Here is a 21,808-nt window from a genome sequence, read left to right on the forward strand (position 1 = left end):
CCCTACCTCGGCGGTAGGGGGCGGCCGTCACGCGGGGGCCTTGCCGGTGTTCAGCGGCGTACGCCGAACTCCCCAGTCAGCGGGCCGATCCCCACCGGGTAGCTCCCCGTGGCCGCCCGGCGGACGGTGAAGCGCACCGTCACCTCCTGACCGGGGCGGACCGTGACGTCCTGGTGCTGCTCGGGCTCGCCCGCCACCGTCAGCACGGCGGTGTACGTGCCCTTCACCTCGCCCACGTTCCTCACCCGTGCCGTCACGTGCACCGGGGCGCCGGGGCGCGCCCGGGGCGGCGTCACCGTCAGACCGTACGGCGCGAACCGGGCCTCGGGGCCGGCGACCAGGTCGTGGACGAAGACGTCCGAGTGACGGTTGGTGTCGTCGCCGACGAGGTTGGCCGAGGTGCTCTCGAAGGCGACGTACCGGCCGTCGCCGCTGAGCGCGGGGAGCGCGGAGGCGCCGTCGCCCTCGGCGTCCTCCAGGCCGTCCGACACCCGCACCGTGGTGCCCGCCCGCCGGTCGCGCACGAACACGTCGGCCCGGCCGTTGGTGTCCCCGGGGGCGAGGTTGGCCGCGTAGCTGTAGAAGGCCACCTTCGTGCCGTCCGCGCTGAGGGAGGGCGCGTACCCCCACTGGTCGGCCGGTGTGCCGTCGCCGGCCACGTCCACCCGCTCGTTCTTCCCGGTGCGCAGGTCGTGGACGTAGAGCCGCCAGTCGTTGTCGAAGGCGACCGCGGTGCCGTCGCCGCTGATCCGGGGCGCGGTGTTCGCGCCGTCGGGGCCGTCCACCAGGCGCGTCGTACCGGTGAGGCGGTCGTGCACGAAGATGTCGGCGGTGCCGTCGGTGTCGCCCGGTACGAGGTTGTCCGCCGTGCTCTGGAAGGCGACGTACCGGCCGTCGGCGCTGATGGTCTGCTCGCGGGACGCGCCGTTGCCCGGTGTGGCGTCGGGGGCCTGGGAGACGCGGACGGTGGTGCCCAGTTCCCGGTCGCGGAGGAAGACGTCCGTGGTGCCGTTGGTGTCGCCCGCCACCAGGTTGTCGGCGTCGCTGTTGAACACGGCGTAGCGGCCGTCGGTGCTGAGCGCGGGCGCCGAGGAGAGGCCGTTGGCCGCCGCCCCGTCCGACGCGACCGAGAGCCGCTCCGTGGCACCGGTCGTCCGGTCGTGCACGAAGGCGTCGGTCTGGCCGTTGGTGTCCCCGGGCACGAGGTTGGCGGCACCGCTGCTGAAGCCGACGTACCGGCCGTCGGCGGTGAGGGTGGGGGTGAGGGAGAAGTCGTCGCCCTCGGTGCCGTCCGAGGCCACCGACACGCGCTCGGTGGTCTGCCGGTCCCGGTCGGTGACGAAGATGTCGAGCGTGCCGTTGGTGTCATCGGCCACAAGGTTGGAGGCCGGGCTGGCGAAGGCGACGATCCGGCCGTCGTCGCTCAGTTCGGCCCACCACGCGTCGCTGTTGGGCTGGTTGCCCTGGCTGGTCAGCGACGCCCGTTCGGTGGCGGACGGCGGGGGCAGCTCGAGGTCGGCCCCGCGGGCTCCGGCGGGGCCGGCCACGGTGACGGCCAGCGGCCGGGAGCGGGAGATGCCGGGGGCGGCCGCCCTGACCTGGTAGGCGCCGACGGGCACGTCGTGGACGGTGTAGCGGCCGTTGCGGTCGGTCACCGCCGTGAGGTCGTCAGGGACGCCGAGGACGCTGACCGTCGCACCCGGCACGCTCGTCCCGGTCGGCCCGTACGTCACCGTCCCGCTGACCGTCGTCCAGCGGGTGCGGGTGAGCTCCAGCGGGACGTCGGTGTAGCGGTCGGCGCGGACCCGCTGCCGGGTCGTGGTGTCGGCGTACCCGAAGCGGGACAGCGCCAGGTCGTGGGTGCCGGGCGCGAGCCTGAGGGAGAAGCGGCCCGAGGCGTCCGTGGTGACCGCGCGGCCGGTGTCGGTGCGCGCGACCGTGACACCCGCGAGCGGCTTGCCGCTCCGCCGGTCGGTCACCGTGCCGCGCACCCCGCTGCGCAGGGCCGCCTCGGCGACCGCCGCGTAGGCGTCGATGCGTCCGTGGCCGTAGCGGGCGTTGGGGAGTTCGCCGTACCGGTCGTCGGCGCGGGAGGTGCCGGTGAGGACGGCGAGGGCTTCGTCGGCCGTCAGGTCCGGCTGGGCCTGGAGCATGAGGGCGACGGTCCCGGACACGTGCGGGGTGGCCATGGAGGTGCCGTCGAGCGTGCCGTAGCCGCCGTCGGGGAGCGCCGAGAGGACGTCGACGCCGGGGGCGGAGACGTCGGGCACGACGTACGTGTCGGGCCACTCGGCGGGCGGGGCGCTCCAGTTGCTCTTGTGGACGACCTCGCCGCAGGAGAAGTCGGCAACGTTGTCGTCGGCGTCGGTCGCGCCGACGGAGACGGACTCGTAGACGTTGCCGGGACTGGCCGAGCCCTGGAAGCACTCGTTGCCGATGGCGAAGGCCGGGAAGATGCCGGCGCGCGCGATGTTGCGGGCCGGTTCGACGAGTTCGTCGGCGTAGCCGTCGGAGCCGAGCGACATGCTGACCACGTCGGCGGGCTTTCCGGCGGGAGTGCCGTCGGCGGCGTAGGGGGCGATCGCCCACTGCATACCGGCGATGACCTGGGCGAGGCTGCCACGGCCGCCGGGGATGACCAGGCCGCCCATCAGATCGGCGTCGGGGGCCACACCGATCTGCGTCCCGGAGGCGTCGCCTCCGGCGACGGTTCCGGCCACGTGGGTGCCGTGGTAGGCGCTGTCGTGCGGTACCGAGCCGGGGACCGGGCGCCCGTCGGCGTCGAACTCGATCCACCCGCCGGGGTGGGCGGGATCGGCCGGGTCGGCGCTGGTCAGCTTGCCGGCGAGGTCGGGGTGGGCGGCGTCGATGCCGGTGTCGAGGACGGCGACACGGACGCCGGCCCCGGTGATCTTCCGCTCGCTGTGCACCTTGTCGGCGCCTATCTTGCCCAGTCCCCAGGTGGAGGCTCCGGCGGTGGCGCGAGCCACGGTCCCCTCGCTGCTGTCCACCGTCTCGCCGGGCGGCGTCTCGAGGGTGAAGTTGGGGATGACGCGCTCGACGGGGGCCAGCGCGGCCAGGTCGCGCAGTGTGTCGGACGTGGCCCGCACCAGGACCATGTTCTTGAGCCAGAAGGTGTTGAGCACCCGGTCGCCCCGGGCTTCGACGAGGTCCACGACCGGGGCCTGGTCGGCGGCGGTGCCGCGGGCGAGCGAGCGGCGGACCTCCGCCGCGGTGTCGTCGGGAGTGACGGCCGGGGCGCCGTGGCGGAGGACGACGGCGGCCTCGACGCGTCCGTCGCCGCGTGCCTCGGCGGCGTCCATCCGCTTCAGCACGGCGGGATCGATCTTCGACTGGGCGGCCGCCGGGAGGGACGGGCCGGGAGGGGTGGCCTGCGCCGTCGCGGGAGCGGCGGTCAGCGCGGTGGCGCATATGCCGAGCACGGACACCAGCGATCTGTACCGGCGGTGTTGTCCGCGAGGCGGACGAGCCGGGAGCTGCATGGGGGCACTCCTTCTGCGACGCGTGTCTGCGCCATGGGTGGGGGCCGAGGTGGGGGCCGATCACGAAGCTCGTCGAACGCTGACATCCGCCGTCGGCGCCTGACAAGATCAACCGGCGGCGACTTCCCGACAGCCGACGGGAAGACGACAGGAGACGAGGGGGCGGACCGTGCTGGAACCGATCGGCCTGGACGAACGCGACGAAGCCGTGTACGACGCCCTGATCCGCAGGACCCGGGCCACGGCCGCGGAGCTCGCGGCCGACTGCGGGCTCACCCCGGGCGCGGCCGGCCGGGTCCTGCGGTCACTGGTCGGTCTGGGGCTCGCCTCCGCCGGTCAGGGACGGCCCGTCAGCTACGCGGCGGTACCGCCCGACAGCGCCCTGGAAGCCGTACTGCGGGAACGGGAGCAGGCGTTGAACGGCGTGCGCGCGCACGTCTCGGCGTTGATGTCCCTCTACCGGGCCGGCAGCCGTTTCGCGCACCCGGGCGACCTGGTCGAGGTGGTCTCGGGCCGCGAGGAGGTCAACCGCACCTGGGTGCAGATGCAGCGCGCCTCCCGCACACAGGTGCGCGGCTTCGACTGCCCTCCGTACGCGGCGTCCGCCGGCCACTCCGAGCCCAACCCCGTGGAACTCGAACTGCTCGCCCGGGGCGTCAAGTACCGGGTCCTGTACGACAGTTCGGTGCTGGAGCTGCCGGGATGGCTGGAGGACGTGTCCATCGGGATACGGCTCGGCGAACAGGCCCGCATCGCCACCGGGCTGCCGAGCAAGCTCGCGATCTGCGACGACCGGGTCGCCATGCTGCCCCTGCTGCGCCCGGGCGACGACACGGTGACCGCCTCGTACGTCATCCACCCCTCGCCGCTGCTGGACGCGCTGGTCGCCCTGTTCGAGACGGTGTGGGAACGCAGCGTGCAGATACGGCCCTCGACGCCGCCCGCGGACGTGGACCTGCCCGAGCGGCTGTCGGCGGAGGAGGAGAAGCTGCTGACGCTGCTGGCGTCGGGGGCCACCGACAAGGCGGCTGGCCGGGCGCTCGGGTGGAGCGAACGCACCGTGCAGCGGCACATCACCAAGCTGCTGCGGCGCTTCGGCGCGCAGACGCGCTTCCAGCTGGCCATGGAGGCCACCCGCCGGGGGTGGATCTGAAGGGGGCCCCACCGGCGCGGTGTGCGCACGACCGCGCCCCGGACACCGTGGGGGGTCCGGGGCGCGGCCTTCGAACACGTGCGAAACGGGGGACCGAGGGGGACGGCGGGCTCAGACCCGCTTCTCCGCCCGGCGGCGCATCCAGAAGATTCCGCTGCCGACAACCGCGGCGGCCACCAGCGACCCGCCGATCGCCACGTCGGTCGGCGACGCCCCGCTGGTGCTGCTGCCGCCGATGCCGCCGCGGACACCGCCGATGACGGTGAAGGCGGCCGGACGGGTCAGGCTCCGCCCGGAGCAGTGGACGGTGATGTCGTAGGAACCCGGGCGGGCGTCGTGGTCGATGGTGGCGGTGCCCTTGGAGGTGTCGTTGGCGCCGTTGATCGGCGTCAGGTTGGTCCGCGGGAACGCGTTCGAGGTGGCCGTACCGCCGTTGGGGCAGCCGTCGACCGTGATGGTCAGCTGGCCGCCACGGGCGATGACGCTGGGCAGGGCGACGATGTTGGACGGGTTGGGCACCCGTCCGCCGTCCGCGACGGCCGCGGGGGCGGCGACCCCCAGGACGGCGACCGCGGCGCCGGCGGCCGCAAGGGCACGTGTGTTGCGCATGTGATCCTCCGCGGGAGACGCCCCGGGTCCCGTCCCCGGTCCGATCGGCGAGAAAGCGCCTCCCAAACAGACCCTCAGTTGCCCTGCGCCACCGCGCATTTCGGGAGTGGTCCGTACCGGTGAGGGGCGGCCCCCGGGGGCCTGTGCACCGGGGTCATCGCCGCAGGTCACGGACCGTCAGAAGATCTTCGTCGGGGTTCACCCCGGATGGCGCACCCCGCCCGTCCGGAGGCCACCCGTTCGCCGCCGTCCCGTCGCCGGTGGCGCACCCTCCGCTTAGCGTTCACGTCATGCGCGAGTGACACGGCGACGGCCGTGTCGAGAGGGGAAGGCGAATGTCTGCTTTCGAGCCGGCCGAAGCCGAAGAGGAGGCACGCCCGAGGAGGCGCGCCCCGTGGGGCGTGATAGCGCTGGTCCTGCTCACCGGCCTCGCGCTGCTCCGCAACGGCTCCGGGGAGTTCGACGTGGGCCCGCCGCAGCCGGCCGGCGCCGCCGCCGCGGACAGCGCGACGCCCGGCGTGTTCGCCGGCACGGTCCAGGCGCTGCCGTACGCGGTGCCGGACCGGGTGCGGATCCCGGCGATCCAGGTGGACGCGCCGATCGTCCCGGTGGGGCTGGACGCGGAGGGCTGGGTGGACGCGCCGCCGCCCGAGGACCCCAACCTGGCCGGCTGGTTCACCGGCGCGGTCTCGCCGGGCGAGAAGGGCACGTCGGTCGTCGTCGGGCACGTCGACAACGCGCAGGGCCCGGCCGTGTTCTACGGGCTGGGCGCGATGAAGAAGGGCAACCGGGTCGAGATCGCGCGCAAGGACGGCAAGACCGCCGTGTTCGAGGTGTACGGCGTCGAGGTGTTCTCGAAGAACGACTTCCCGGGCGACCGGGTCTACGCCTCCAAGGGCACCGCGGAGCTGCGGGTCATCACGTGCGGCGGCGGCTTCACCCAGCAGGACGGCTACGACGGCAACGTGGTCGCCTTCGCCCGCCTGGCCGAGGTCCGCTGAGCGGTCCCCGTCCGGGCGGGCGGGGACCGCTCAGACGTACTCCCGGCGGGGCACGGTGACGTGGTACCCGGAGTCCAGCAGGTGCGGCAGGTAGGAACGCAGGGCCCGGACGGTCTGCGAGCGCTCGCCCCCGGCGTCGTGCGACAGCACCACGACGCCGGGGGCGGCGCCGTCCTCGACCCGCGCGACGATGGTGCGGGTGCCGGGCTCGGTCCAGTCGAGGGTGTCGACGGTCCAGGCCAGGGGTTCCATGCCCAGTTCGGCGCCGAGCTGGAAGGCGGCCCGGTTCCAGGCGCCGTAGGGGGCGCGGAACCATTCCGGGCGGGTGCCGCAGGCCTTCTCCACGATGTCGCTGGTGCGTTCCATCTCGGAGCGGATGCGGCCGCGGCGCAGGCTGGTGAGCAGGGGGTGGGTCCAGGTGTGGTTGCCGATCACGTGCCCCTCGTCGGCCATCCGGGCCACCAGGTCCTGGTTGTAGTCGGCCATCTCCCCGCACACGAAGAACATCGCGCGCACCTCGTAACGGGCCAGGGTGTCCAGGATGTCGGGTGTGTAGCGGGGGTCGGGCCCGTCGTCGAAGGTGAGCACCATGGTGCGGCCGTGCTCCGGCACCCGCAGCAGCGGCTCCTCGCGCACCGGGGTACGGCCGGGGACGGTGCGCGGCGTGCCGTAGCCGGTCAGGGGCCTGAGGCGGTACTCCGACGGCCTCAGCGGACGGCGCGCCGGGGGCGCCCCCGCGGCGGGCGGCGCCGACGCGCTCCGGTTCGCGGCGCCCGGGGCGAGCGCCGCGGCCAGCCCTGCCGCGCCCAGCGTGGCGGCACCGGCGAACAACGCCCGGCGCCGGGTGAGCAATGGATCCTTCTGCATGACTCATCAGTCGCCCCGCGGAGGTCCGGCGCAGCTCCGCGACACCGGTGCGGCGGCACGATTTCACCTGATCGGCGCAGCATACGGCGGAGATCCGCCGAGGACCGCGTGGTGGGCCGCGGGCGGGGCTCCGATAACCTCGCTGGCGTGACGGAACAGCAGGCCCATCGGTTCGAGCGGGGCACGGACGGTCCGAAGGTGATCGTGACCGGGGTGGACGGCTCGGACTCCTCGCTGCGCGCGGCGGCGTACGCCTCGGGCCTGGCCCGGCGCCAGGGCGCGCTGCTCGCCATCGTGTACGTGCAGCCGGTGCTGGCGGCCGGGGCGGCGCTGGGCGCGCCGGTGGCGGACACCACGGAGGAGATAGCGCAGGACCTGGTGACGCAGATCCGGGAGGCGATGGAGCGGATCAAGGGGATCTTCGACATCCGCTGGGAGTTCCACACCTTCCGCGGCGACCCCTACAACGGCCTGGTGAAGGCGGCGGACGACCTCAAGGCGGACGCGGTGGTGGTGGGGGCGTCCGAGCAGGCGGGCCACCGGTTCGTCGGTTCGGTGGCGGTGCGGCTGGTGAAGGCGGGGCGCTGGCCGGTGACGGTGGTGCCGTAGTTCCGTGAAGGCTCTCCCGCGGCTCGCGTGGTGTCTTCCTCCGGCGGTGCGACAGGGGCATCATGATCCGCCGTCAGCCGTTCGCCGATCGCGAAGAGGTGTCGCGCATGGCCGGGCTCCGGGCGGGCGAGGGCGTTCTCCGCCGCAAACCCATCGAGCACATCGAGGAGACAGAGGCCGGCCGGGGGCCGGGGCTGGAGCGCACGCTGGGCCTGTGGCAGCTCACCGCGATCGGTGTGGGCGGCATCATCGGCGCGGGCATCTTCACCCTCGCGGGAACCGTGGCCAACGGCACGGCGGGGCCCGCGGTGCTGATCTCCTTCCTGATCGCGGGTGTCGCGAGCGCCGCGGCGGCGCTGTCGTACGCGGAGTTCGCGGGCATGATCCCGAAGGCCGGCTCGGCCTACACCTACGGCTACGCGGTACTGGGCGAGCTGGTGGGCTGGTTCATCGGCTGGGACCTGCTGCTGGAGTACACGGCGATCGTGGCGGTGGTCGCCATCGGCATCTCCGGCTACTTCGGCTTCCTGGTGAACGAGATGGGCGCGGATCTGCCGGCCTGGATGCTGGGCGCGCCCGGCACGGGGGACGGCCACCGGGTCGATCTGTTCGCGGCGTTGCTGTGCCTGCTCATCGCGGCTCTGCTGAACCTCGGCATCAAGAACGCGGCGCGCTTCGAGACGGTCGTGGTGGTGCTGAAGGTGCTCGTCGTGCTGCTGGTGATCGGGGTGGGGGTGTTCCACATCGAGACCTCGAACTACCACCCGTTCTTCCCGTTCGGTGTGGGCGGGGCGTTCACCGGGGCGGCGACCGTGTTCTTCGCGGTGTTCGGCTACGACGCGATGTCGACGGCGGCGGAGGAGTCGAAGGACGCGCAGCGGCACATGCCGAAGGCGATCATCTACTCGCTGATCATCTCGATGGTGCTGTACGTGGCGGCCTGCCTGGTGCTGACGGGCATGCAGGACTTCAAGGACATCGACCCCGAGAGCGGCTTCTCCACGGCGTTCAAGTCGGTGGGGCTCAGCGGGCTCGCGGACGTGATCGCGGTGGGCGCCATCATCGGCATCCTCACCGTGATGTTCACCTTCATGCTGGGTGTCACCCGGGTGTGGTTCGCGATGTCCCGGGACGGACTGCTGCCCCGGTGGTTCGCCAAGACCCATCCGACCCGGCACGTCCCGACCCGGGTCACCTGGATCGTCGGGGTGGCGTCGGCCGCCATCGCCGGGTTCCTGCCGATCGGCGAGGCGGCCGAACTCACCAACATCGGCATCCTGCTGGCGTTCGTGGTGGTGTGCACCGCGGTGATCGTGCTGCGTTACCGGCAGCCTGAGCTGCCGCGCGCCTTCCGCACCCCGTGGATGCCGGTGGTGCCGACGGTGGGGGTGATGTTCTCGATCTGGCTGATCACCTTCCTGCAGTGGCAGACCTGGGCGCGGTTCGCCGTGTGGTTCGCGATCGGCCTGCTCGTGTACTTCGGCTACTCCTACCGGCGTTCGGAGCTGGCGCGGACGGACCCGAAGGCCACGGAGCGGCGCTAGAGGGACGCCAGGAAGTCGAGCAGGACTCCGGTGTACGCGGCGGGGCGCTCCATGGCGGAGTAGTGGCCGGTGCCCTCGACAATCGCGGTCCGGCCGTCGGGGACGGTGGTGGCCAGCCGCTCGGCGGCGGCGTGCAGGCCGGCCGGCTCCAGGGAGCCGTTGAGGGCGAGCAGCGGGACGCGGATGTCGCCGATCCGGTCGAGGGAGCCGGTCACCGGGACGAGCCAATCCTTCTCGTCCGGGGTGTGCTTGGAGATGGTGTGCAGGGCCATCTCGCGCAGCCGGCGCATCAGCTCCGGGTCGATGTCGTCGGCCGTGCGTTCCGGGCCGGGCACCAGCCGGAGGAAGGCGTCGAGCCAGCCGGCCACGTCCCCGGCGGCCAGCGCGCGTCCGGTCTCCTCCTGGAGGGCCCGGTGCCAGGTGTCGGTGTACCGGAAGTCCCCGGTCGCGGCGCCGGAGGTGACCACCGCGCGGACGGTGTCGGGGTGTTCGAGCACGGTGTCGGTGGCGATCACGCCGCCCATGGAGAGGCCGACGAGGACCGCGGGTCCGGCGTCGAGGTGGCGCAGCAGCGCGGCCAGGTCGTCGGCCCAGCGGAACGGCGCGGTGGCGTTGGCGGACCGGCCGTGACCGCGTGTGTCGGGGGCGATCACGCGGTACCGCTCGGCGAGGACGGGGACGTGGGCGTCCCAGACGCGGTGGTCGACGAACCCGGAGTGGAGCAGGACGACGAGATCACCGGATCCGGTGTCGCGGTAGGCGAGGTCACCGTCGGCGGACGGGAGGAAGCGCAGTTCCGAAGCACCATTCATGACAACCAAGGTGTCATCTTGGCGCCAGTTTGACAACCCAGATGTCATGATGGCCGGATGACGGATCACGGCACCCCCCTCCCCCCGGACGAGCTCGGCCACCGCCTCACCGCGGTGTACGACCTGGTCGGCACCCTCTACCGGCGCGCCCAGCGCAGCGTGGAGCAGGAGCTGACGGGCGGTGAACTCTCCCTGGGCGTGCGCGCCGTGCTGACGCTGCTGCACCGCAACGGCCCGATGACGGTGCCGCAGATGGGCAGGGCGCAGGCGATCAGCCGGCAGTTCGTGCAGCGCATGGTGAACGACGCGGCGGCGGCGGGGCTCGTGGAGAGCGTCCCCAACCCCGCCCACCGGCGGTCGTCGCTCATCCGCCCGACGGACCGGGGCACCGCGGCCATCACCGAAGTGCTGGACAGGGAGCACCGGTTGCTGCGGGAGACCGGTGGCGGGCTGACGGACGCCGACGTGACGGCCTGTCTGCGGGTCCTGGGCGAACTGCTCACGGCACTGGACCACGTCGCGGACGACTGACACCTCGCCCCCTTTCCGGCGGGCGCGTTGGGCGTTGCAGGCGGCGTTTCGACCGGTCTGCCGCATTGTCATCGGCGGGCGCGATTCCGCAACCGCACCACGGAAGGAGGCTCTCACCTCCGGCGGAGGGACCACAGCCATTCGAGATGCACCCTTCAACGACGTATGGCAACCATGGTGGGAACTCCTCCGAAAGGGTGATCGAGATGTCTCCGACGTCTCCGCACTGGGTTTCCCTTGCCAAAATCCCCCCGCTTTTCGAGAGCGATCTGGGCAGCGTCCAAGCGGTCGACCACCAGGCCTTTCCCCTGCTCAACGGCCTGTCGATCAAGCGTGTGGTGTTGGCGCCGAACACCCTGAGGGAACCCCAGTGGAATGTCAACGCCAACCAACTCGCCTATGTCGTAAGGGGCGAGGTTTTCGTATCGATGCTGGGCAGCGGTAACCAGTTCTCCTCGTTCGTGGCCGGCGAGGGGCAGATGTACCACGTGGAATCCGGGTCGGTTTACCATATCGAAAACCTCGCGGCAACCGAGGCAGAGGTCATCATCGCCCTGCGCAGCGAACAGCCCCAGCATTTCTCACTGCGGGACAGTTTCTCGGCGATGACCGATTCCGTCCTCGGCAACACCTACGACCTGCCGTCCTCGGCCTTCGACGCGTTCGCCCGGCCGGACGCGCAGCAGATCCTGCCGCGTCAGACGAACTCCTCGGTGAGCCCCACCGACCGGTTCCCCAACGCCCACCTCTTCGACGTCGAGGGACAGCACCCGCCGACCGCCTACGACTACGGGTCGGCACGGCTGGCCCGCAAGCAGTTCTGGGCGGCGCTCGAGGACCTCTCCATGTACTCCCTGCGGATCAAGGAGAACGGGATGCGGGACGCCCACTGGCACCCCGTGACCGCGGAGATGGGGTACGTGGCCCAGGGCCGCGCCCGGATGCGCGTCCTCGACCCCGACGTGACGCTCGACGAGTACGAACTCGACACGGGCGACGTCTACTTCGTCCCGCGTGCCTATCCGCACCACATCGAGGTGCTCGGCGACGAGGCGTTCCACTTCCTGATCTTCTTCGATCAGCCGACCCCGGGTGACATCGGCTACCGGACGACGGCGACCGCGTTCTCCCGCGAGGTGCTGGCGTCCACCCTGGGTGTGGACGAGCGGGACGTGCCCGACTTCCCGTTCACCACCACCGACCCCCTCATCGTGGGGCGCAGGAATCCGACCCCCGCGCCGAAGACCGCCTGACCCATGGCGGCGACTTCCGCGCAGGCGCCGACATCGGTGCGGCTGGGCGTCGTGGCCGCGCTCCTGTCCTACGCGGCGGGAGCCGGTGACGCGTTCGCGTTCGTGGAACTCGGAGGCGTGTTCACCGCCAACATGACGGGCAGTCTGGTCCTGTCGGGTCTGACGAGCCGGCCGGGATACGGCTCCCTGGTCTCGGGGGCGGCCGTGGCCCTCGCGGCGTTCCTGATCGCCGTGTACGCGGCGTCCAGGGCGACACCGAAACGGCCGCAGGCGCAGTGGAACAGGATCCGGGCCGTACTCGTGGCCGTGGTCGCGCTGGACCTCGTGGTGCTGATCCTGAAGTCCGTGAGTTCCACCCCCGGCACGGTTCTGCGGCTGGTGATGCTCGCGGTGTCCGCGGCGGCGATGGGCAGCCAGACCGCGGCCGCCAAGCGGGCCGCGGGCGGTTCGGGGGTGACCACGACCTTCGTCACCGGCACCATGACCAGCCTGGCCCAGGACGCCGCCGACGGCAGCACCCGGCACGCGGTCGTCCGTGTGGGCGTGGTCGTGATGCTGTTCCTGGGCGCCCTGACGGCGTCCGGGGCCATGGCGATCGACGCCCGGCTCGGCCCGGCCGTGGCGGCGGTCGGCACCACGGTGGCGGTCCTGGCCCTCCCGAGGGCGCGAGGACCGGCGTCGTGACGACGCCGGTCCTCGCGCCCTCGCCGCCCCGGTCGCGTCGCTCCGCGGTCCGGCTGCTGGGTCCCGCCTTCGTCGCGGCCATCGCCTACGTCGATCCGGGCAACCTGGTCACCAATGTGACGGCCGGCGCGCAGTTCGGCACCGGCCTGCTGTGGGTGGTGGTGCTGGCGACGCTGGTGGCGGGGCCCGTGCAGTACCTGGCGGCCAAGCTGGGCGCGACCACCGGCCTCACCCTTCCGCAGCTGGTGGGGAGGAACTGTTCCGCGCCCTGGCGGGTGGCCTACTGGGTGCAGGCGGAGATCGTCTCGATCGCCACGGACGTCGCCGAGGTGATCGGGGCGGCTTTCGCCCTGTACCTGCTGTTCGGGGTGCCGATGCCGGTCGGCGGGGTGATCGCCGCCGTGGTGGGCGGGGTGCTGCTCGCCGCGGGCGACCGGCTCGGCGAGCGGTTCCTGCAGGGCGTGGCCGTCGCCGCCCTCGGCGTCATCGGCGCGGCCTTCGTGTTCTGCCTGGCCTACCGGCCGCCCGCCCTGCACGAGCTGGGCAGCGGCATGGTCCCCGGCCTGCCGGGCGACGGAGCCCTCTACCTCGCGGCCGGCATCGTCGGCGCCACGATCATGCCGCACGCCGTGCACATCCACAGCGCCCTGGCCCGGACCCACCGGCGGCTCAAGGCGCACCGCGTCGACGTGTTCACGGCGATGCTGTTCGCCGGGGCCGTGAACGCCTCCATGCTGGTGGTCGGCGCGGGTGCCCTCTTCGGCCTGAGTGCCGACGACTTCGCGGGCATCGCCCACGGGCTGTCGGACCGGGTCGGGGGCGCCGCACAGACCGCGTTCCTGGTGGCGCTGCTCACCAGCGGGCTGACCTCCACCGCCGTCGGCACCCAGTCGGGCGAGGTGGTGATGAGCGGACTGATGCGCCGCCGGATCCCGCGGTCGCTGCGCCGGACGATCACCGTGCTGCCCGCGGTGGCCCTGCTGACGGCCGGCATCTCACCGGTCGGCGCGCTCATCGCCAGTCAGGTGATCCTCGCGATCGGCCTGCCGTTCGTCCTCGTCCCGCTCGGACTGCTGACCTCCTCCCGCCGTGTGATGGGCGACCAGGCCAACCGGCTCGCCGTGAAGATCGGCATCGGCGTGGTCGTCGCGGCCGTCACCGTGCTCGACGTGGCCCTGCTGATGGAGCAGTTCTTCCCCTGACCGAGCGTCCGTCGCCGGCGACCGCGCACAGGAGCGCCCGCCGTGGACCCGGCCCCCGGACACCGGCCCGCCCCCGACGGATCCGGCGCGGACGGACATCACCGACCAAGGAGTTGACATGGTCGAGCCCCCCACACCGGGTGGACCGCCACCCGGGAGCCCTCCCGCCTCGTCACCCGCCGCGCGGTTCCGCCGCGAGATGCGGGATGCGATCACACCACGCACCGGCCTCCTCATGCTGGGCGTCCTCATCATCGAACTGGCCTTCGTCGTCTCCTACATCGGAGCCTTCCACTCCCCCACTCCCGACAAGATCCCGGTGGCCGTCGTGGCTTCCGCCGCGGAGCAGGGGGCGGTGATCGAGAAACTGAACTCCATCCCCGGGAAGCCGCTGGAGGGACGGCCCGCCGACAACGCGGCGCAGGCGCGCACCATGGTGCTGGAGCGTGAGGTGGACGCCGCTCTGCTGGTCGCACCGCAGGAGCGGGGCGACCGGCTGCTGGTGGCCTCGGCCGGCGGCCCGTCGGGCATCCAGGCCCTGGAACTGGTCTTCCAGAAGGCCGACCCCTCGCGGCCGGTCCAGATCACCGATCTGCGACCACCGAACGAGGCGGACGGGCGTGGACTGGCCAGCTTCTACCTGGCGGTCGGCCTGGTCGTGGGCGGCTATCTGGCCTCCGCGGCGGCCTCCGCCTCGTACGGGGCCCGGCCACCCGATCCGCACCGCATGGTGATCCGGCTCGGCGCGCTGGCCGTGCTGTCGGTGCTGTCGGGACTCGGCGGCGCGATCATCGTCGACCTGATCTTCGACGCGCTGCCGGGCCACTTCGTCGCGATCTGGTGGATCGGCGCCCTCACCACGTTCGCCGCGGCGGCCGCCGGTATGGCCTTCCAGGTCCTGCTCGGGCCCATCGGCATCGCGCTGTCCGTGCTGATCTTCGTCGTGTTCGGCAATCCCAGTGCGGGCGGTGTGTATCCGGCGGCACTCCTGCCACCGTTCTGGCGGGACATCGGACCGGCGCTGCCGAACGGCGCCTCGGTCACGCTGATCCGCAACTACACCTATTTCGGAGGTCATCACACCGCCACGGCCTGGTGGGTGCTCTCCGCCTGGGCGGTGGGCGGCGTCCTGGTCAGCGCCCTCGTCGTCATGCTCCGCCGACGGCGCAAGGCGGCGGACGGTCCCCCGGCGCCCGCGGCGGCCGGGGGGACCGGAGCCCCGGCCTGACGGGCGGCACGGGTCCGCTCCGCGCGCGGCGCGGGCCCGCGGCCCCGTCGGCCTGTGCGGAGGGGGCCTCGGGTCCACCCGCCGGTGACGTGAGACGCGGACCGGCGCCGGAACCGCATACACGAACGGGGCGCCCATCGCATCCCTCGCGGTCCTGGCGCCCGGACGACCGCACTCCCGTCCCCGGCGCACCCGGCCCCGGCGCCTCAGTCGTCCCCCTTCCGTGTCCCGCCCGCCATCACGAGCCCGTCCTTCGCGGCGCCCCGGCCGAGCACCACGTCACGGATGCGGTCGCGGACGGCGTGCAGTTCGGCGCCGTCGGCCAGCGCCTCGTTGAGGTCGATCACCCGGCCGGCGTCGACGTCGTACAGCTGGGGGACGAACTCGGCGCGGGTCACCTCCCAGCGTCCGCCGGGGCGGGCCGGCGGGGCGAAGGTGAAGCGGCCCAGGGTGGACTGGTTGCCGCGCGGGTCGGTCACCCCCTCGGGGCCGGTCATCTCGCCGGCGATCTGGTCGCCCATGCCGTAGACCACCCAGGTGCCGTTGACCTTCTCGTACGCCTGCGGGACGTGGGCGTGGGTGCCGAGGATCAGGTCGATGTCCGGGCGGCCCCGGGTGGCGGAGGCGGTGAGGGAGCGGGCGAGGGTGAGCTGGAGGTCGTCGGGCTCGTCCTGCCACTCGGTGCCCCAGTGCAGGGAGACGACCACGACGTCCGCCCCGGCCTCGCGGGCGGCACGGGCGTCGGCGACGATCCGCCGCTCGTCGATCAGGTTGACGGCCCAGGGCCGGTCCTGCGGCAGCGGGAGCCCGTTGGTGTCGAAGGTGTAGGCGAGGTGCGCCACGCGTGCCCCGCCGGCGCGCAGCATCGTGGGTGTGGCGGCCTCCTGTTCGGTGCGGGCGGAGCCGGCGTGGCGCAGTCCCGCCTCGTCGAGGGCGTCGAGGGTGCGCCGGATGCCGTCCGCGCCGTCGTCCAGGGTGTGGTTGGAGGCGGTGGAACAGCCGTCGTAGCCGGTGGCGGCGAGGCCGGCGGCCACCTCGGGCGGCGACTTGAAGAGGGGGTAGCCGCTGTAGTCGCCGTCGGCACCGTAGACGGTCTCCATGTGACACAGGGCCAGGTCCGCCGGGGCGACCACGGGGCGGATGCCGGAGAGCATCGGGCGGAAGTCGTGACCGGTGCCGCCCGCGTCGAACTGGGCGCGTTCGATGACGGAGGTGTGGGGCAGCACGTCGCCGGAGGCGACCAGGGTGAAGCCGCGGTGGGCCGTAGCGGAGGGCGCGGGGCGCCCCTGCTGCGGCGGCCGGTGGTCGCCGGCCTGACAGGCGGCGCCCGCGGCGAGGACGGCGGTCAGGACGAGGGCCAGCTGTCTGCTGCGTGCGATCATCACGTCACCCCGCTGTGGTCGTATTTATGGATAAACAGGTAAGAAGCCTCATCTCGTCGAGCGGTGCTCCGACACGCTCTTTAGGCCGTCCGGCGTGCGGATACGGCCGTCTCGACCGTTCGTCGAACCGTTCGTCGACGCGATCGACCGTCCGCCGCACACTCCTGTGCGCGCCCTGTCCCCCGGCGGCGGGGTGCGTTGCCATACGGCCATGACGGCCGGAATGACACTCACGAACGGGACCACCGCCGAGCACGAGCTCGCCGCACTCCAGCGGGAGCACGGCCGGCCCCTCTTCGCGCTGCTGCTCCGGCTCTGCGACGGGGACCGGCAGCGCGCGGAGGACCTGGTCCAGGAGACCCTGGTACGGGCCTGGCAGCACCCGGAGGCCCTGCGCGCCGAGCACTTCGACTCCGTACGCCCCTGGCTGCTGACCGTGGCGCGGCGGCTCGCCATCGACGCCCGGCGGGCCCGGCAGGCCCGCCCGGCCGAGGTCGGCGACGCCGTGCTGGAGAACGCCCGGGTGATCTCCGACCACGCGGAACGGGCCGCCGCGACGCTCGACGTCCGGGAAGCTGTGAAGACGCTCACTCCCGAGCACCGTGAAGTCCTGGTGCTCGTGTACTTCCAGGGGGCGAGTGTGGCGGAAGCCGCGGCGGCCCTCGGGATCCCGCCCGGTACGGTGAAGTCCCGCGCGTACTACGCGCTGCGCGCCCTGCGCCGGGTGCTTCCCGGATACGCCTCCGACATGCGGTGAAACCGACCGTCGGGTCAAACCTCCGTAAAGCGCCTTGCCGACGAACCCGGTTGGGGATCGGCTGTCCTCATCCGTGTTACGGACCGGGGGCCCGGGTTCGGGCGACGCGCACGCACCGGAGGAGGCAGGAAGGGATGCTGCACAGAGGTCGAGAGAGCACGGACGGCACCGGGGACGGCGGGCCGGCCGTCCCCATGGCCTGGTTCTACGCCGAGTACATCGCCGACGAACTGCTGCGCACCGGCGATCTGATGCCGCCGACGTCCGTGGAGTTCCGGGCCGGGCGGGACGCGCTGGCGCTGACCGTCTTCCTGTCCGACACCGACGGCGAGCTGTCCGGCATCCGGGTCATCACCCAGCTGGAGACCTGGCTGTCGCTGACCGCCTACGACCAGCCCTGGCAGGAGTGGGTGCACCGCCGTCTGGACGACCTGGCCGCGGACGCCGCCGCGTCCGGCACGGGCGCACCGGAGCCGAACCTGGAGCTGGCGGCGGAGGCCTGGCGCTGGCTGCGGGAGACGGAGCTGCTGGCGCCCGACCTCAACGCGGTGCCCGGCGGCGGGGCGGCCGGCGAGGACGAGGGACCGAAGGTGTGGACGCCCGCCTGGCAGCTCGGACTGCCCCTGGGACACCTCGCCATCCACCTCTTCTAGGGCCCGCGTCCACCCTTCGGGCCGCCCCGGAAAGTGCCACCAATCCGCGGCCCCGAGGGCTCCGAACCGTTAGGTCACGATTCGGTGCGTGGCTTGAGTGATTCGGCTGCCTGGTGCGTACCGGTGGGAGCAAGGAGTAACCCCACCCGCACCCAACGGCACGAGGATTCGGCATGAGGTCCCTGGAGAGGCATCGCGACGTCGGCGCCTACGCGCTCGGCGTGCTGGACGAGGCGGAGGCCTTCCGCTTCGAGGACCACCTCATGGAGTGCCCCAGCTGCGCTGTCCAGGTGACCGAATTCGGCCCCGCGACACGTCAGTTGATGCTCTACCGCAGCGCCACCCCGCGCCCGGTCCACCCGATGGCCCAGCCCTCGCCGCGGATGCTGGACCGGCTGCTCGCGCAGGTGGCCGGACGGCGCCGCGCCGGGCGCCGCCGGCTGCTGCTGGCGCTGGCCGCCTCGGTGGTGATCGCGGTGTCCGCCCCCACCGCCCTCGTGCTGGCGCGGGGTGACGACGGTCCCCGCCCGCTGACCGTGGAGGCGACCGACGAGCTCTCCGGGGTGTGGGCCGAGGTGACCGTCGAGGACCGCGACTGGGGCAGCGCCGTGGAGCTGCGGGTCAAGGACGCGGCGGGACCGCGCGAATGCGTCCTCGTGGGCGTCGCCCGCGACGGCTCCGAGGACGTCATGACCAGCTGGGCCGTGCCCCGCCACGACGCCCGCCCGAACACGATCCCGGGCGGCTCCACCCTGCACTCCGACGACACCGTCCGCTACGAGGTGCGCACCACGGAAGGCGAGACCCTGGTGACGCTGCGCCCCGAGTGACCCCGGTGGCGCCGGCTCACTTCAGCAGCCGGGACAGCCGCCGGTCGGCCAGCGGCTTGCCCCCCGTCTGGCAGGTGGGGCAGTACTGCAGCGAGGAGTCGCTGAACGACACCTCGCGGATCGTGTCCCCGCACACCGGACAGGGCTCACCGGTACGGCCGTGCACCCGCAGGCCGGTCTTCTTCTCCGCCTTCAGCCGGCCCGCCGCCAGCCCGCGCGAGCGTTCGACCGCGTCGGTGAGGGTGGAGCGCAGGGCCTCGTACAGCCGGGTGGTCTCCTCCGGGGTGAGCGAGGAGGCCAGCTTGAACGGCGACATGCGGGCCGCGTGCAGGACCTCGTCGCTGTAGGCGTTGCCGACGCCCGCGATCAGGCTCTGGTCCCGCAGGGCGCCCTTGAGCCGGCGGCGCTCCCCGGACAGCAGGTCCGCCAGGCGCCGTTCGTCGAAGTCGTCGGCCAGCGGGTCCGGCCCGAGCCGCGCGACGCCCGGGACCTCGGCGGGATCCGCCACGACGTACGCGGCGAGCCGCTTCTGGGTGCCGGCCTCCGTCAGGTCGAAGCCGGCGCCGGTCTCCAGCGCGACCCGCAGCGCCAGCGGGCCCTTGCCGGGGCGGGGCGGGCCGCTGGGCAGCGGATCCCGCCAGTGCAGCCAGCCCGCGCGCGCCAGATGGGTGACGAGGTGAGGGCCGCCGTCCGTCGCCATGGCGAGGAACTTGCCGTACCGCCGCACGGCGGTGACCTCGCGGCCCTCGAGGGCGGTGAGCGGCGGGTCGTAGGTCTTCAGGACGCTGATCGCCACGGGCAGCGCCCGGACGATCTCGTGGCCGGTCAGGTGCTCGGTGAGGAAGTCCTTGAGCGCCTCGACCTCGGGGAGTTCCGGCATGCGTCAAGAGTGCCACCGCCGGCCCGCGTCCTCAGTCCGTGCCGGGGTCCTTCGGCATCACGAACTCGCTCCACACGCACTTGCCGCCGCCGCGCGCCTCCACGCCCCACAGGTCGGTCAGCGTCTCGACCAGCAGCAGTCCCCGTCCCGAGACGCCCGACTCCCCCGCCTCCCGGCGGCGCGGCAGGGCGCTGGAGGAGTCCTCGACCTCGACCCGCAGCCGCCGCTCGGTGCCGTCGAGCACGCTGAGGATCACCGCCGCGGACCCCTCCGTGTGCATCAGCACGTTGGTGATCATCTCGTCGGCGACCAGCTCGATCTCGTCCGCCCGGTCCCGGGCCCCCCAGGCGCCGGCCGCGGTGCGGATCATGCTGCGGGTGTCGGACAGCGCCTGCGGGTCGCCGGGCGGCACCAGCTGTTTGAGCCGCCCGCCGGAGCGCGGGCCCTCCGGCTGGCGGCGGCGCAGCAGGAGCAGCGCCACGTCGTCGTCGCCGCGGCGCTCCTCGGCGACGTCGATCAGCCGGTCGGCGAGGTCGCGCACGTCGTCGGGGCCGACGGCGATCAGCGCGGCGAGGGTCTCCACGCCGTCGTCGAGGTCGGCGCCGGGCTGTTCCACCAGCCCGTCGGTGCACAGCACCAGGGTGTCGCCCGGCTCCAGCTCTATCGTCCCGACCGGGTAGTGGAGACCCCCGAACTCGGCGGACAGACCGAGCGGCAGCCCGCCGGGGACGGACACCCGCCGGCAGGTGCCGTCGGCGCGCCGCACCATGGGGTCGATGTGGCCGGCCCGCACCACCTGGAGCACCCCGGTGGACAGGTCGACCTCGGCGTACAGGCAGGTCGCCGAGCGGTCGGTGTCGAGTTCGTGCAGGAAGACCGAGGCGCGGGCCATCACGGTGGCCGGCGGGTGCCCCTCGGCGGCGTAGGCGCGCAGCACGATGCGCAGCTGTCCCATGACGGCGGCGGCGTGCGTGTCGTGGCCCTGGACGTCCCCGATGACGGCGCCGACCCGGCCGCCGCCGGTGGGGCTGCCGCCGGGCAGCGGGATCAGGTCGTACCAGTCGCCGCCGATGTCCCGGCCGAAGCTGCCGCCGAAGGAGGCGGCGCGGTAGCGCACCGCGAGGTCGGCGCCGTGCACACTGGGGATGGTGCGGGGCAGCATGGCCTGCTGCAGCCCCTGGGCGAGGTCCATCTCCTGCTCGTAGAACATCGCGCGCTGCAGGCTCTGGGAGATGCTGCTGCCGAGGGCGACCAGGATGTTGCGCTCCTCGGCGGAGAAGCCGCGCCGGTCGCTGTAGAGCAGGCCCATCGCGCCGATGGGGCGGGCCTGCACGATGAGCGGCAGATAGGCGGCCGAGGTGATCTTCAGCCCGGTGATGCCCTGCCACAGCTCCGGGTAGCGCTCGGCGAACTCCTCCGGCGACTCGATGAAGCGGGGGCTGAGGGTGCGCACCGCCTCGCTCATCGGGTACCGCTCGTCGATCCGGGTGAGCTCGGTGCCGGGGACGAAGCTGCCCGCGGGCCCCTCCGCGATGAGCCGGATCCGGCCGGCCTCGACCAGTCCCATCACCAGACTGGTGGCGCCCAGATGGGTGAGGCCGTGGGTGTCCTTGAGGACGTCGATGACGTCCTGCACGGTCCGCGCGTGGGCGAGGGCGGCGGTGGTCAGCTGGACCACGTTGGTCTGCTGGCGGCGCAGGCTCTCCTGGAGGGCCTGCTCACGCCGGCCCTCGCTGTCGCGCAGCTCCTGGGTGGCGTCGCGGACGATGCCGATGATGCGGTGGGGCCGCCCGGACGCGTCCCGACGGATGTAGCCCTGGGTGTGGGTCCAGCGCAGGGAGCCGTCCCGGCGGCGGATGCGGAAGTAGGCGCCGTAGTTCTCCTGACCGGACTTGAGGGCCTGGGACACGACGGAGTCCAGGCGCCGCGCCTCGCCGGGCGGGACCCGCATGCCCAGGGTCTCCGGGCGGTCGTCGTACTCGTCGGGGCGCACGTCGAAGATCTCGTGCGCCTGGGCGTCCATCTGCATCACCCCGGCGTCCAGTTCCCAGTCGAAACTGCCCATGCGGTTGAGCGCCAGGATCGGATCCGGGTGTTCCGGCCAGTCGTCCGGGAGTGACAGGGGGCTCGCTCCCCGATCAGCCATGGGGCCACTTTGCCAGGGATCGGGTGATTCTTCGACCGCTGGGACACCTCGGGTCGCGGGTATCGCGCGCCGCCCGGTGGTACACGGGAAGTCACACGGAGTACGGAGTAACAGGAGCCCAGGAGCCGACGGCGGCCGGGTGTCCGAGAGTCCGGCGGGGCGGC

The 21,808-nt window shown here is 72.8% G+C and carries 19 protein-coding genes; 12 read left to right on the forward strand and 7 right to left on the reverse strand.

All coding sequences use genetic code 11. The features are described 5' to 3' along the window. Positions 1-50: 50 nt before the first annotated feature. Positions 51-3,449 (reverse strand): S8 family serine peptidase, encoded by a 3,399-nt coding sequence (locus tag B100_RS34790; protein WP_024883543.1) that lies wholly within the window; start codon positions 3,447-3,449, stop codon positions 51-53. A 223-nt stretch (positions 3,450-3,672) separates the two neighbouring features. Between B100_RS34790 and B100_RS0106040 the strand changes: the two genes are divergently transcribed. Continuing rightward, the gene (locus B100_RS0106040; protein WP_024883544.1) at positions 3,673-4,656 is read left to right on the forward strand and encodes a helix-turn-helix domain-containing protein; all 984 of its coding nucleotides are present in this window, start codon (positions 3,673-3,675) and stop codon (positions 4,654-4,656) included. A gap of 111 nt (positions 4,657-4,767) precedes the next feature. Here the strand turns inward: B100_RS0106040 and B100_RS0106045 are convergent, their stop codons facing one another. Continuing rightward, positions 4,768-5,265, reverse strand: a complete 498-nt coding sequence (locus B100_RS0106045; protein ID WP_024883545.1) for a hypothetical protein — start codon at positions 5,263-5,265, stop codon at positions 4,768-4,770. A gap of 335 nt (positions 5,266-5,600) precedes the next feature. Between B100_RS0106045 and B100_RS0106050 the strand changes: the two genes are divergently transcribed. Next, positions 5,601-6,266: a class F sortase gene (locus tag B100_RS0106050; RefSeq protein ID WP_024883546.1), complete on the forward strand. Its 666-nt coding sequence runs from the start codon at positions 5,601-5,603 to the stop codon at positions 6,264-6,266. 30 nt (positions 6,267-6,296) lie between these two features. On the opposite strand, the gene B100_RS0106055 is transcribed toward B100_RS0106050, so the two are convergent. Continuing rightward, entirely contained in the window at positions 6,297-7,133 is an 837-nt protein-coding gene (locus B100_RS0106055; RefSeq protein WP_024883547.1) for a polysaccharide deacetylase family protein, read from the reverse strand. Between the two features lie 147 nt (positions 7,134-7,280). On the opposite strand from B100_RS0106055, the gene B100_RS0106060 reads away from it, so the two are divergent. Further along, a complete protein-coding gene (locus tag B100_RS0106060; RefSeq protein WP_024883548.1) occupies positions 7,281-7,742 on the forward strand; it encodes a universal stress protein in 462 nt (153 codons plus the stop codon). 107 nt (positions 7,743-7,849) lie between these two features. Then, entirely contained in the window at positions 7,850-9,286 is a 1,437-nt protein-coding gene (locus B100_RS0106065) for an amino acid permease (protein WP_024883549.1), read from the forward strand. Here the strand turns inward: B100_RS0106065 and B100_RS0106070 are convergent. Next, complete coding sequence (locus tag B100_RS0106070; RefSeq protein WP_024883550.1) at positions 9,283-10,098, reverse strand: alpha/beta fold hydrolase; 816 nt, start codon at positions 10,096-10,098, stop codon at positions 9,283-9,285. The two genes, B100_RS0106065 and B100_RS0106070, sit on opposite strands and share 4 nt — an antisense overlap. Positions 10,099-10,155: 57 nt before the next feature. Here B100_RS0106070 and B100_RS0106075 point away from each other — a divergent pair, with 57 nt between their 5' ends. From B100_RS0106075 to B100_RS0106100, 5 genes are all read left to right on the forward strand, one after another. Continuing rightward, on the forward strand, positions 10,156-10,629 hold the full coding sequence (locus B100_RS0106075; protein ID WP_024883551.1) for a MarR family transcriptional regulator: 474 nt from the start codon (positions 10,156-10,158) through the stop codon (positions 10,627-10,629). A 206-nt stretch (positions 10,630-10,835) separates the two neighbouring features. Beyond that, positions 10,836-11,882 (forward strand): cupin domain-containing protein, encoded by a 1,047-nt coding sequence (locus tag B100_RS0106080; protein WP_024883552.1) that lies wholly within the window; start codon positions 10,836-10,838, stop codon positions 11,880-11,882. A 3-nt stretch (positions 11,883-11,885) separates the two neighbouring features. Beyond that, complete coding sequence (locus B100_RS0106085; protein ID WP_024883553.1) at positions 11,886-12,566, forward strand: DUF1275 family protein; 681 nt, start codon at positions 11,886-11,888, stop codon at positions 12,564-12,566. Then, on the forward strand, positions 12,563-13,768 hold the full coding sequence (locus B100_RS0106090; protein ID WP_024883554.1) for an Nramp family divalent metal transporter: 1,206 nt from the start codon (positions 12,563-12,565) through the stop codon (positions 13,766-13,768). The genes B100_RS0106085 and B100_RS0106090 overlap by 4 nt, the downstream gene beginning before the upstream one ends. 199 nt (positions 13,769-13,967) lie before the next feature. After that, positions 13,968-14,996 carry a DUF3533 domain-containing protein gene (locus tag B100_RS0106100; protein ID WP_486585592.1) on the forward strand — a complete coding sequence of 343 codons (1,029 nt, stop codon included), beginning with the start codon at positions 13,968-13,970 and terminating at the stop codon, positions 14,994-14,996. Between the two features lie 206 nt (positions 14,997-15,202). Here the strand turns inward: B100_RS0106100 and B100_RS0106105 are convergent, their stop codons facing one another. Then, entirely contained in the window at positions 15,203-16,378 is a 1,176-nt protein-coding gene (locus B100_RS0106105; RefSeq protein WP_024883556.1) for a CapA family protein, read from the reverse strand. Positions 16,379-16,589: 211 nt separating this feature from the next. Between B100_RS0106105 and B100_RS0106110 the strand changes: the two genes are divergently transcribed. From B100_RS0106110 to B100_RS0106120, 3 genes are all read left to right on the forward strand, one after another. Then, entirely contained in the window at positions 16,590-17,135 is a 546-nt protein-coding gene (locus tag B100_RS0106110) for a sigma-70 family RNA polymerase sigma factor (protein WP_024883557.1), read from the forward strand. A gap of 134 nt (positions 17,136-17,269) precedes the next feature. After that, the gene (locus B100_RS0106115) at positions 17,270-17,788 is read left to right on the forward strand and encodes a hypothetical protein (protein ID WP_024883558.1); all 519 of its coding nucleotides are present in this window, start codon (positions 17,270-17,272) and stop codon (positions 17,786-17,788) included. 173 nt (positions 17,789-17,961) lie between these two features. Continuing rightward, positions 17,962-18,618 carry a zf-HC2 domain-containing protein gene (locus tag B100_RS0106120; protein WP_024883559.1) on the forward strand — a complete coding sequence of 219 codons (657 nt, stop codon included), beginning with the start codon at positions 17,962-17,964 and terminating at the stop codon, positions 18,616-18,618. A gap of 16 nt (positions 18,619-18,634) precedes the next feature. Here B100_RS0106120 and B100_RS0106125 read toward each other — a convergent pair whose 3' ends face one another. Both B100_RS0106125 and B100_RS0106130 read right to left on the reverse strand, forming a co-directional pair. After that, the gene (locus B100_RS0106125) at positions 18,635-19,498 is read right to left on the reverse strand and encodes a DNA-formamidopyrimidine glycosylase family protein (protein ID WP_024883560.1); all 864 of its coding nucleotides are present in this window, start codon (positions 19,496-19,498) and stop codon (positions 18,635-18,637) included. Between the two features lie 31 nt (positions 19,499-19,529). After that, complete coding sequence (locus B100_RS0106130; protein ID WP_024883561.1) at positions 19,530-21,644, reverse strand: SpoIIE family protein phosphatase; 2,115 nt, start codon at positions 21,642-21,644, stop codon at positions 19,530-19,532. Positions 21,645-21,808: the final 164 nt, after the last annotated feature.

The organism is Streptomyces sp. CNH189 (assembly GCF_000527195.1).

Bases quoted from the DNA above. Each gene is read 5' to 3' on its own strand.
- B100_RS0106065 (WP_024883549.1), top strand. From the start codon at position 7,850: ATGGCCGGGCTCCGGGCGGGCGAGGGCGTTCTCCGCCGCAAACCCATC.
- B100_RS0106080 (WP_024883552.1), top strand. From the start codon at position 10,836: ATGTCTCCGACGTCTCCGCACTGGGTTTCCCTTGCCAAAATCCCCCCG.
- B100_RS0106075 (WP_024883551.1), top strand. From the start codon at position 10,156: ATGACGGATCACGGCACCCCCCTCCCCCCGGACGAGCTCGGCCACCGC.
- B100_RS0106050 (WP_024883546.1), top strand. From the start codon at position 5,601: ATGTCTGCTTTCGAGCCGGCCGAAGCCGAAGAGGAGGCACGCCCGAGG.
- B100_RS0106110 (WP_024883557.1), top strand. From the start codon at position 16,590: ATGACGGCCGGAATGACACTCACGAACGGGACCACCGCCGAGCACGAG.
- B100_RS0106115 (WP_024883558.1), top strand. From the start codon at position 17,270: ATGCTGCACAGAGGTCGAGAGAGCACGGACGGCACCGGGGACGGCGGG.
- B100_RS0106100 (WP_486585592.1), top strand. From the start codon at position 13,968: ATGCGGGATGCGATCACACCACGCACCGGCCTCCTCATGCTGGGCGTC.
- B100_RS0106070 (WP_024883550.1), bottom strand. From the start codon at position 10,098: ATGAATGGTGCTTCGGAACTGCGCTTCCTCCCGTCCGCCGACGGTGAC.
- B100_RS0106085 (WP_024883553.1), top strand. From the start codon at position 11,886: ATGGCGGCGACTTCCGCGCAGGCGCCGACATCGGTGCGGCTGGGCGTC.
- B100_RS0106120 (WP_024883559.1), top strand. From the start codon at position 17,962: ATGAGGTCCCTGGAGAGGCATCGCGACGTCGGCGCCTACGCGCTCGGC.
- B100_RS0106125 (WP_024883560.1), bottom strand. From the start codon at position 19,498: ATGCCGGAACTCCCCGAGGTCGAGGCGCTCAAGGACTTCCTCACCGAG.
- B100_RS0106045 (WP_024883545.1), bottom strand. From the start codon at position 5,265: ATGCGCAACACACGTGCCCTTGCGGCCGCCGGCGCCGCGGTCGCCGTC.
- B100_RS0106130 (WP_024883561.1), bottom strand. From the start codon at position 21,644: ATGGCTGATCGGGGAGCGAGCCCCCTGTCACTCCCGGACGACTGGCCG.
- B100_RS0106105 (WP_024883556.1), bottom strand. From the start codon at position 16,378: ATGATCGCACGCAGCAGACAGCTGGCCCTCGTCCTGACCGCCGTCCTC.
- B100_RS0106055 (WP_024883547.1), bottom strand. From the start codon at position 7,133: ATGCAGAAGGATCCATTGCTCACCCGGCGCCGGGCGTTGTTCGCCGGT.